Genomic DNA, 9,945 nt, shown 5'->3' on the forward strand with positions numbered 1-9,945 from the left:
AAATGGACGGGTCGGAAGGCATAAGACTACCGCTAAAGTAGCAGTATCCTTCCTGTGAAGCGTCAACCCCGTTCAGCGACCACCCTAAAAAAGTGGCGTGGTGAGGAATCGCCGTCCGTTTTACGGCGGCGAGGATGTCAACCATTGTCAATTGTCCATTATCCATTCAAAAATGCGATCGCCTTTTGACCTTTGACCCCTTCCCCTTGAACTGCGATCGCTGATTAGTTGATAGTCAATAATTGATTGAAAAAACACGGATGAGAAGCTAGGGACATTTCTTCTCTGCCAAGTCGCTAGAATGGGACTAGACTTCTCAATCTTGAAGAATCTTCCTATGTCAGACGCTGTAACGATCGCCGATATTTACAAGTTATTTGAAAGAACTGAGGCCCAATTTGCTGAGTTTCAAAAGGAAGCTGATCGCCGCAGTGCCGAAGCCGATCACCGCAGTGCCGAAGCTGATCGCCGCAGTGCCGAAGCTAATCGCACGATGGAAGAATTAAAAAAACAGGTACAAGAAACGACCAAAGCGGTCAATAGCTTAACCACTCCTTTGTGTCTTTTTATAGAAGAAATGGTAGAGCCTGCGGTTGTGCGTTTATTTCAGGAACGGGGCATTGATGTCACCCAAACGATGAGTCGCTTGAAAAGTAAGCGTCCTGGGGCGGCAATGGAGATTGATATTGTGGCGGTTAATGGGAGCGAGTTGGTGGCTGTGGAATGTAAATCTCGACTGTCGAGGGATGATGTAGATGATTTTGTCAGCCGATTACAGCGATTTAAGGTTGCTTTCCCTCAATTTCGAGAGTTTCGGGTTTATGGGGCAGTGGCAGGTATTGAAATTGATCAGGGGATAGATGTCTATGCCTATCGTCGCGGTTTGTTTGTGATTAAGCAGTCGGGGGAAACGGTTAAAATTATCAATGATGCTCAGTTTCAACCTTTGGGTTTTGCTTCAGGTGTTTAATCTCTTTTTTAAGAAGGCGTAATTTTGCGATCGCCCTTTTAGTTAATAATGAATAGTTGATAATGTAAACTGTCAGGAGTCATTTGGGAAACCATTATGGAAATAAAAAACATTAAACAAAAAGCCAGAAATTTAATCGATAAATTGCCGGATAATTATACATGGGATGATACACAGGTAAATTAAATTTAATTTATTATGTTTAATTAATAGTAATAGAATTGGTGCGTTACGGCGGATTGTTAGTCTTATTTTATTATCCAAATTAGTAACCGCAAACACGCAGCCTACACTCTACAGCAGCTTAACAGGAGTCGCACTCACGGTTCTGGTATTTGTAAATCTCGACAAATTTTCCGCGTCAAGAATTCATTGATTTCACGATGGCGCGGAATGGCTGAAGATTTCTGATTGACACGATTTACATAAATCGTATGATTGCCGCCTTCTCTTAAGAATTCACAGCCATAAGCTTCTAAATGACGAATTAAGTTTATACGTTTCATGCAGCCCAGAAAGTAACAGACTCTCGAATCACTTCTTGTCCTTGCAGTTGCTCTTCAGCTAACATACGATTAGCTTCTAAAACTAGCTCAATTGCTTCTTCTAAATTGCTTCTAGTTTCTTCTAGAGTCTCTCCTTGAGTATTAGCTCCTGGCAATTCTTCGACAAAACCAATATAGCCTTCGGGAACTTTCTGGAATATTTTTGTTAGTTTTAGTTGCATGATTTACCTCAAAATTTTAAATTATATAACCCACCATCATTAAAGTTAGCGGTGCGTTACGGCTGCTGAAGTGAAGCTAACGATATAATCGGATACAGCCCAAGCTGCATAATTAAGAGCCTGACGAGTATCTTCCCCCTCAAACTCTGGATAAGCCTCTAAGATTTCCTGAATAGATAACTGACTAGCCAACAGTTTCAGAACAAATCCTACAGTGATACGCATTCCTCGAATCGTTGGCTGTCCAAGACATATTTGTGGATTAACAGTAATACGGTCTAACTCTTTAATCACCGTGGAACTCCTGAGATAAACTCCTCCTATATTGTTACATACAGCAATGAATGTTGAGCAAGTTTCTGCGCCGCTGCGTGTGAATTAAGCGGCGACGAGAGTAAATATACAGCATTTATCCACCAACTAACACCAATCACGGGTTGAGGTTTCGTTGAGGACATCGAGAGGGAAAAGCCTTTTTGGATATTCTGAGCGTTAGCGGTGGTTTTAGAATACACCATCTCTAGGAGCCTATCTTGCTATAATGTAAACTGTCAGGAGTCATTTTGGAAACCATCATGGAAATAAAAAACATTAAACAAAAAGCCAGAAATTTAATCGATAAATTGCCGGATAATTCTACATGGGATGATTTGATGTATGAGATTTATGTGAGACAGGCAATTGAAGCAGGATTAGCCGATAGTGAGGCGGAAAAGGTTATTTCTGTTGCAGAGGTACGCACTAAGTTCAAGCTAGAGCCATGAAAGTTTTCTGGACAGAAACCGCAGTTAATCATTTATCATCCATCTACAACTACATATCACAAAACTCCCCTCAATATGCTCAAAGACTGGTGGAAAGATTGACTAGACGCTCAGAACAGATCGCTAATTTTCCCTTTTCGGGTCGTCTTGTTCCGGAGTTTGAAACTGAGCAGATCCGAGAAGTTATCGAGGGTTCTTATCGCATAATTTATTATATCAAGCCTGAGCAAATCGATGTTATTGCGGTACTTCATGCTGCCCGAAACATTGAAAATCCACAGGACTAACGATAATGCAAGACCATTGGGGGAGTAAATTACTGGCAGCAGTGAAGATTACCAAAAAGCGCAAGAAAGAACCACAAAGGCACAAAGAACACAAAGATTTTCTCACCCATAACTTTCTAGTAGGAACCATACTACAAAAACATCGGGCGAGTGGCTGACCCCTCGGTGACAGGTATCGAAAACCCAGAACCCGCATGGCTTCGTGGAAAATTACTCGTTAATAATTGTTCACAAAATCTTGTAACCTTATATGCTACAGTCCTTTAAGTCTTGACGCGGGAGAAGAGATACCAACCCCTCCCACCACCACCCATCCCACATATACCCCCACCTCCATCCATCCTCTTCCTGCACCTTACTCACCCACCACAAACCCACTCTGATGTACATTAGTTTGGGAAGGTGATAATCATGGGTTTCTGGAGTACGATATGCTACTTCCATATTGCCCAAATTAAACCATCGTTCTCCTTGTTTCCAACCTACGAGATCGCCAAAACGATCCCATATTTCATCGTTATATTCTCCTGTCCCACCAACAAGGTCACGGTAAATTTTCGCCTGTCCCTTGATGCCAAATTTCTCTTCGCTGTAGTCCATCCAGAGACGGTCAATCTCATCGATCACGTCTAGGGATACCTTTTTAAAAAGATCATCGAAGCCTTCATAATTTTCTATGACCATCCACTGGTACATAATGAAAGCAGTTTCGTAGTCGGCTTTTTTCCAATCCTGTTGCTCTAGGTACTCCTCTAATTTTTGATAGATTTGCCCTTGGTTTTCTGTAAGATATTCCCTTGATTTTCTCAGTTCTTTTTCGTAGGCGCGATCAGCATCTCTGTTGTATTGCACTGAGATCATCTTATCGAATTGTTCTCGGAAGCGATCGGGGTTTTCTGTCTCTGCAAAAGCTAGACGGAAAATCTCTGCCCATCTTTCCTCATTTCTGTTCTCTTTATTCCCCCAAAGTTCGGTTAAAGCCTTGGCTGCTGTTCCCGCTAAATCAGAAAGCTTACTTGCATCTTTAGGAAGCTCGATATGGGGGTTAATATGTTTGATGTGGGAGGCGCGGTAGAGGGTTTCTCTATCTTCATTGTGGATTACCTCGATCAAGCCTTTATCCTGTCCCTGTTTTATTTTTTTCTGATAGTTAGGAACAGATTGACAAACCGCTTCTAAAGCAACCAAAGGGACAGGAATTTCATAGATTAGGCAATTACTGACCACTTTTTCAAGAGCTTCATCCGTCAAAAGTTGAGGTTTTTCTTCTAACCGCCAGACTATCTTATCGCGCCAAGTAACATCAGTTTCATTCTCAAATGACCGCAACTTTGTATCTATATTCCCTGCACTTAAAACCTCATTATTGAGCCATTCCAAGAGACGGGGGTTGCCATCAGCAAGGGTTAAAGCTCTTTCTATATAGTTTTTATCAATCTTACCCGAACTAAAATGCTCTAACCGCCGCAGTTTCTTTTCTAAATCGGACTCTTTGTATTTGAAAGAGGGCAAAGACTTGAGATGATAAAATTCCTCTAATAGAGGGGAATTGAAGGTATAGCGCGAGGTAATAATCAGGCGATGATAGTAATTAGTTTCCTGTATCGCCCAAACTAGAGCTTGTAATAGGGGAGCTACCCCTGCTTTAAGGATATAGTCATCGCTGGATGAAGGGCATTCTAAGTTCCACTCGAAATCATCAAGAATAAGTAGAAAAGGTTGGTTTAACTGACCAAAAACATCCCTTAAGCGATAGTCTAGCTCCTCATTAGAATCCAGAAGGATTTGACGTTGTGAACGGTCTAATTTTTTAGCTAGGGTATTAACTAAGCTAGTTTGATCAATTTGTCGCCACCAGACAAGCTTAGTATAGTCTGGCAGGCGATCGCACAACCGAGCGGCGAGGGTACTTTTCCCGTTACCACCAAAACCTTGCAGGAAAACGCCAGCCTTACGAATTGCTTTAGGATTATCAAAAGGTTTTTTCAGCACTTGCAAGCAATACTGAAGATCACGGCGGCGACCGATAAAAGTTTCCCGTGTGGCTACCCGCAAATATTTCGTTTCTGGGTCCACAAATTTGTCAACAAAGGATACGGGAGGTAAAGGTTTTTTCTGTCCTCTCCTTACCAAAGCTTCTGGGATACTTCCCCTCACATAGAGGCGTAAACAATGCCAATCCCTCGCCTGATTTCCTAATAATTTCTGATAGGCAAAAGCTAACGACTCGCTTAAAGTAAAGCCTTGAGAAAGCTTTTCGTAGAGGATGGCCGCCGTGTCAGCAGCTTCCTGATCCCTGACGGGTTGACCCCACCCCAAAACGGTTTTAGCCCCATTTTTTAATAACTTCTCGGCCATCGAAAGGCTCCCATCACCATCGGAGTAGCCTGTCCGACACCCTGATAAAAACAAAAGCTTAGGTAAATTAAACTGTAATTCTCTGGCAATATCTTCGGCGCTGGTATCTTGCCTATCTCCGTATTCCGTCTCAGTAATAAAATAGGGTTTCTGATCCTTGATGGTGGCGTGTCCGCTCAAGTGGATAACATCGAAATATTCCCTATCTTGACTGGCTATCAATTCGCCCAATTCCTTAATACAGCCGCTCTCTTCAACGGTTAAAGATAGGGGTTTTCCTCTAGTCGCCTTCAGGATCTTCCCTTCTTCTGCCTCAAAGTCTAGTATAGGCTCGACACCCTTAGCAGAACTTGCCATGAAAACCACATTTAAGGCTCGATCCTGCGGGTTGTTGTCCACAGTTAACAGCCTTTCATTACCGGTTTTCATCCACCGCATAGGAACAATAGCGGGAAGCTTAGACACCAGAAAACCCTGACCATCGTGTAATAATTCCCAGGGTAGATGGACTAATCCTTTGCTGGTGCTGATAGCCAGAACTATTTTCTCTCCCCGGTGGCTATCTAATTCGCTCTGGAGGATGCGCTCCGTACCATCTAACCATCGGTATAAACCTTGTCCTGTTGTGGCGTGATCTTTCGGTAAACGGGTATAGTAATCGGTGTCAGCCTTTTCACTTAGGTTGTCTATTTCACTCAGGAATCTTGTGTAGGTACGGGTTTGGTTAGGGTTATCCCAGAAAAATCGGAACTCAACGCTATTGCTACCGCTCTCCTGAAGATCAATATGCAGTATCTTCATTTTTCTTGTTCCAAGAGTTTTTGTAGTTGCTCTAGGGTAGCATCTTTGAGCAGCAGGCGATCGCCGTTTTTGCTCACAATCAACACCCGTTCGATCTTCGGGGTTTCAGGAGAGTCAATTTTTCGCTTTAATTGGTACAATTTCTCGGCGATGGCGATTGTTCCGCTAATAATGCCGATGATGGTGGCGATGGTGGCAAGGGTTCCCTCTCTCTCCACTTCAGAGATAACTTCGTAGCTGCCTTGCACCCCTTCCATCTCTAGGATATCCTGAGCAACTTTGATAGCATCGGCTCCTTGAATTTCTATCTGCATCAGTTTTGTTCCTCCTGTAAGTACCCAAGCAAAATGATGCTAAATCCGTTTATTAAAAACTGATTATCTATTCCCCCTTTTGCTTGTCCTGATATCTAGCCTATACTCAACGAATTTAGCACGAAACCCAACCAATGTCCTATTATCAAATAATTATAAATGATTTTGCCTGGTTATTGGATGGGGTGTTGGGTAACAGTCGTCAACCCAACCTACCTTCCGCGCTTTCTAGCTGTCGGTTCTAAGAGTTAGATTACCAAGTACAAGCTGAGCTAAGTCATCAGCTTTCTTTGATTGTTCTGCCGCCAATGTCCTTAGCGTAAACTCTTGTTCGACAGCATCTCCAATTTGTGTTTGAATCTCTTCTGGGGGAACAATTATTTGTAATTCTAGTAATCTAGACGGGCTAATTCTCTGTCGCCCTGTTGCACCAGTAACGTTTGCTGTCGCTTGTCGGGTAAAATGATCAGAACGTAAAGCCCGAAAAAGGTAATAAAGATTAATCTCGGCTTGTGATTTTTTTCGCAAAACAATAAATTCAGTTGAAGCTACTGCGTTAGTTACATCTTGAGTTACTAGCGCAATCTTTTTGTTGGCCAAGCTGGGCATGATCTTGGCGAAGAGAATGTCATTCTTTTGAAAGCGATGTTTTGTACTTCCAATCTCATTTCCTTGATTAAGTTTAAGAGTTAATATATAGCCATAAATATCATCTACTTCTCGTAAATCTATATATTCAAATATTTGACCAGCATATCTACTAGAGCGTGGATTAACGCTTCTTGATACAACATCTACAAAGTTTCCTAAAGGCTGCTGTTCAAACTCACCTATTTGCTCATGCAAATATTGTGTATAAGCTGCACCAGCATCAACTGTATCGATACTACGGGCTGATTCTTCAGTGATTGTTAATATTAAAGGGTCTGGTTTAATTAACTCGATAGTCATTGCAGTTCTAGTTTTACTCTATGATAGGCTTCCGCGATAACAGGTAAATCATTGAGATCAGTTTCTCTATAATATTTTGAGGTAATGTCATAGCCAACGTGTTCTGCTTGTGCTAAAAAACGCTTTTTATTGTCTCCAGTAGTCTTCTTGAGATACAAAACACAGGTTCTAGCATTAGACCCCCCAAACGGCTTAAATGATCCGACAGGTAAGCTTATACAACCATGAATATGTGTACGAGATTTCACAAAGTTGCGAACTTCAGTCTCGGAAACTCCGCTGGCAACACCATGGGGCAAAATAACTAGCAAACGTCCAGTTTCAGGCTTTAATAGTCGAATTGCTCTCTCAAGAACCAAATAGTCTGAACCTTGAGCAGCTTTACCTCGTCCTAGATAATACCGGTTTAAAGTAGCAGAATCTTCATAGGGTATATTGAACGGGGGATTAATGAGAATTACATCAAACATTGCTGCGTTATTTTGCTCAATATTTAAAAAATCAGTTCTGCGTCCATCTGTATTCCCAAAAACATCTTCTCTAATTGAATCTCCTGTATAAATATGTTCATAGCCATCACCATGTAAAATCATATTTATTCGACATAAAGTGGCTAACCGAGGATTTATCTCAATTCCCCATAGATTATTCGTGACAAGATTACTAACTAAATGATCTTTTTCATCTTGGCTAGAATCAAGAAATCGAATTTTTTTGCGGACATTAATAAACGCTCTAATAAGAAAGCCACCACTTCCGCATGATAAATCAAGGACTTTTTCTCCAATTTTTATATCAGCTATCTCAACCATGAACTCAACTAATTGTCTTGGGGTTAAATACTGTCCTAAGTCCCCTCGGAGTGTTCCAGTAAGAAAGGCTTCATAAACAGAACCAACTACATCTCCTCCTGCTCCAGCCAAGCCAAGTGGTGTCTTAAAACCATAAAGACCAAAAGGCTCTAATTCACGAACAATTTTTTCAACAGTTTCGTTGCTTCTAATTTGAATTTGAGTTCCCGTAGGGAATACATTAAAAGTCTGTTTTGCGTCAGTAAACATTTGCTGTAAAGCAGCTAGAGGTCCACTGCCAAGAAGCCAGGAAGATGTAAAGCGATTGGGTGCAAGGCCTTCAGCATCTCTTTTCTCTTCGTTAAACTTACAAGTGAGAATTTTAGTTAGCTCATCAAATGCAGACTCGGCAATGAGTCCTTCTTTAGCTAACTCTTTTCGACATTCCCTAAATGCTATTTCTAAGTCACCTTTATTTTCAATAGTTACTAAAAGTCGCTCAGCAGCTTGTCGCTTTTCCAATTGAACTACATTGCTAGAGACAGTAAGTATTGTGCTTTCAAGCTCTTGCGGTTCAGGAACGGATTCTAATCCGCCAATATCGTCTCTATCCAAATAATAAATCTCCCAATCACGTCCATTAGTCAGAACTGCAATTGGTGTAGATGGTTCAAGAAGTTGAGCATAGGAAAGCGCTTGGTTAACATCCTCCTCGCTCAATCGATGCTGAATACGCTTGGTTTCAACCACAAGAGCCGGACGTTCCCCAATATAAACAACGATATCAGCTTGCTTTCTAAATCTATGTCCTGAAGTTCCAGTGATTGAGACTTTTCGACGTATCTGGTTCCTGTCGTAACCAAGCCTCATTATGAAAGGAATAACAACATTCTCAGCACAGTCGTCCTCAGAGTTCAACGGTGGTGCTTTGCGAAAAATGTCATCTAAGATAGCCTGTTTATTCAACGGCATAATAATCTATACACCTATGGGTTACACGATAACTAAGCCTACTGCAAACCAGAGCAGTAGGTAAATAGCTTAAACCGTTGCGTTGCTGTTACAGGCAATACTACTATTGACTAGCTTAGTTGGGGAAAAAATCTCAATTACTATCAATGGTTGATCTAAGAAAATATTTCAGTCTCTCCGTCGGGAAATAACCTATTAGAGACTGAAAAATCTTAGTCATTCCATTCCCCTTTGGGGGGTACGGGAGGATTGCGTCGAAGATGGCGGGTTAAGTCCTCATCCGGTTCCCTTTCCCCTCTTAGCCACTGTTTAATCGCTGTTTCGATAATGCGACTAGGATCGTTAGTCAGGTGTTTAATCTGTTCTAAAACTTCCGAGTCAAGGTGAATAGCGATTTCAACTTTCTCGGCCGTGCGCTGAGTCGGTGTAGCATTTTCGTTCATAAGCTCTATTAATGATTGCTATCTATCATTCTACCCGTCAGTCGAGGATTCTTATCCAAGAGTTTATCTATGGTAATCCGATTTGGACAAATCTTACATCTTCTCCCTAGCCATTGCCCTTTCCCTGATTTCGTCAGCATAATCAAGCCTACCATAGTTTCCTGTGGATGCCGAGAGGGGAAGCCAAGGCCGAAACCATGACTATACTTGCAGTTTAGCTTTTTTTATCTTTACCGAAAAATTGGGTTTAAAGCCTCGCCCTTTTAGGACGGCTTTGTGTTAAACTGATTGGTAAGCGGAAAATCAGATGTGTAGTCGTGACACGCGAACTGACCGTTGGACAAAAGCTAGTGTCACCAACCCATTTCGGGTTGCCCCAATACCTCACTGCTCTAATCAAAAAAAGTACGGCATAGGTGGGAGATAAAAAAAATTAAATAGGGTAGGGCATACCCGAATTTACGCTTGGGGAGTAGTCCCTAAGAGTGCTTGCCTTGTAGGTGTAGTCGGACTAGACATGAAGCTGTAAGACCAAAATTAGCTTTGCTAGTAGAGGCAGGATTCAGC

At 41.8% G+C, this 9,945-nt stretch carries 13 protein-coding genes; 5 read left to right on the forward strand and 8 right to left on the reverse strand.

Annotated features, from left to right (window positions below; translation table 11 throughout):
* The first annotated feature begins 54 nt into the window (after positions 1 to 54).
* Both IM322_RS01745 and IM322_RS01750 read left to right on the forward strand, forming a co-directional pair.
* Positions 55 to 189 carry a hypothetical protein gene (locus tag IM322_RS01745; RefSeq protein WP_287713082.1) on the forward strand — a complete coding sequence of 45 codons (135 nt, stop codon included), beginning with the start codon at positions 55 to 57 and terminating at the stop codon, positions 187 to 189.
* A gap of 148 nt (positions 190 to 337) precedes the next feature.
* Positions 338 to 970, forward strand: coding sequence for a DUF3782 domain-containing protein (locus tag IM322_RS01750; protein ID WP_287673012.1), 633 nt, complete (start codon positions 338 to 340; stop codon positions 968 to 970).
* Positions 971 to 1,290: 320 nt separating this feature from the next.
* On the opposite strand, the gene IM322_RS01755 is transcribed toward IM322_RS01750, so the two are convergent.
* The 3 genes from IM322_RS01755 to IM322_RS01765 are packed head-to-tail and all read right to left on the reverse strand — an operon-like array spanning position 1,291 to position 1,991.
* Entirely contained in the window at positions 1,291 to 1,476 is a 186-nt protein-coding gene (locus IM322_RS01755) for a type II toxin-antitoxin system HicA family toxin (protein ID WP_002735013.1), read from the reverse strand.
* A complete protein-coding gene (locus IM322_RS01760) occupies positions 1,473 to 1,697 on the reverse strand; it encodes a type II toxin-antitoxin system HicB family antitoxin (protein ID WP_002770935.1) in 225 nt (74 codons plus the stop codon). The genes IM322_RS01755 and IM322_RS01760 overlap by 4 nt, the downstream gene beginning before the upstream one ends.
* A gap of 45 nt (positions 1,698 to 1,742) precedes the next feature.
* Positions 1,743 to 1,991, reverse strand: a complete 249-nt coding sequence (locus IM322_RS01765; protein WP_287673014.1) for a DUF433 domain-containing protein — start codon at positions 1,989 to 1,991, stop codon at positions 1,743 to 1,745.
* A 281-nt stretch (positions 1,992 to 2,272) separates the two neighbouring features.
* On the opposite strand from IM322_RS01765, the gene IM322_RS01770 reads away from it, so the two are divergent.
* The 3 genes from IM322_RS01770 to IM322_RS01780 are packed head-to-tail and all read left to right on the forward strand — an operon-like array spanning position 2,273 to position 2,906.
* Positions 2,273 to 2,461: a hypothetical protein gene (locus IM322_RS01770; RefSeq protein WP_002762197.1), complete on the forward strand. Its 189-nt coding sequence runs from the start codon at positions 2,273 to 2,275 to the stop codon at positions 2,459 to 2,461.
* The gene (locus IM322_RS01775; RefSeq protein ID WP_002744303.1) at positions 2,458 to 2,748 is read left to right on the forward strand and encodes a type II toxin-antitoxin system RelE/ParE family toxin; all 291 of its coding nucleotides are present in this window, start codon (positions 2,458 to 2,460) and stop codon (positions 2,746 to 2,748) included. Before IM322_RS01770 ends, IM322_RS01775 begins: the two co-directional genes overlap by 4 nt.
* Before the next feature lie 5 nt (positions 2,749 to 2,753).
* Complete coding sequence (locus IM322_RS01780; protein ID WP_155119115.1) at positions 2,754 to 2,906, forward strand: hypothetical protein; 153 nt, start codon at positions 2,754 to 2,756, stop codon at positions 2,904 to 2,906.
* Positions 2,907 to 2,994: 88 nt separating this feature from the next.
* Here IM322_RS01780 and IM322_RS01785 read toward each other — a convergent pair whose 3' ends face one another.
* The 5 genes from IM322_RS01785 to IM322_RS01805 form a co-directional block, all read right to left on the reverse strand.
* Positions 2,995 to 5,907, reverse strand: coding sequence for a CHAT domain-containing protein (locus tag IM322_RS01785; RefSeq protein ID WP_287673016.1), 2,913 nt, complete (start codon positions 5,905 to 5,907; stop codon positions 2,995 to 2,997).
* The gene (locus IM322_RS01790; protein ID WP_004158885.1) at positions 5,904 to 6,221 is read right to left on the reverse strand and encodes a hypothetical protein; all 318 of its coding nucleotides are present in this window, start codon (positions 6,219 to 6,221) and stop codon (positions 5,904 to 5,906) included. Before IM322_RS01790 ends, IM322_RS01785 begins: the two co-directional genes overlap by 4 nt.
* 228 nt (positions 6,222 to 6,449) lie before the next feature.
* Positions 6,450 to 7,172, reverse strand: a complete 723-nt coding sequence (locus IM322_RS01795; protein WP_002762203.1) for a restriction endonuclease subunit S — start codon at positions 7,170 to 7,172, stop codon at positions 6,450 to 6,452.
* Positions 7,169 to 8,935 carry an N-6 DNA methylase gene (locus IM322_RS01800; RefSeq protein WP_002762205.1) on the reverse strand — a complete coding sequence of 589 codons (1,767 nt, stop codon included), beginning with the start codon at positions 8,933 to 8,935 and terminating at the stop codon, positions 7,169 to 7,171. Before IM322_RS01800 ends, IM322_RS01795 begins: the two co-directional genes overlap by 4 nt.
* A 212-nt stretch (positions 8,936 to 9,147) precedes the next feature.
* A complete protein-coding gene (locus IM322_RS01805) occupies positions 9,148 to 9,378 on the reverse strand; it encodes a type II toxin-antitoxin system CcdA family antitoxin (protein ID WP_061433385.1) in 231 nt (76 codons plus the stop codon).
* Positions 9,379 to 9,945 lie beyond the last annotated feature (567 nt).

It is taken from the genome of Microcystis sp. M109S1 (assembly GCF_020247025.1).
Classification (GTDB): Bacteria; Cyanobacteriota; Cyanobacteriia; order Cyanobacteriales; family Microcystaceae; genus Microcystis.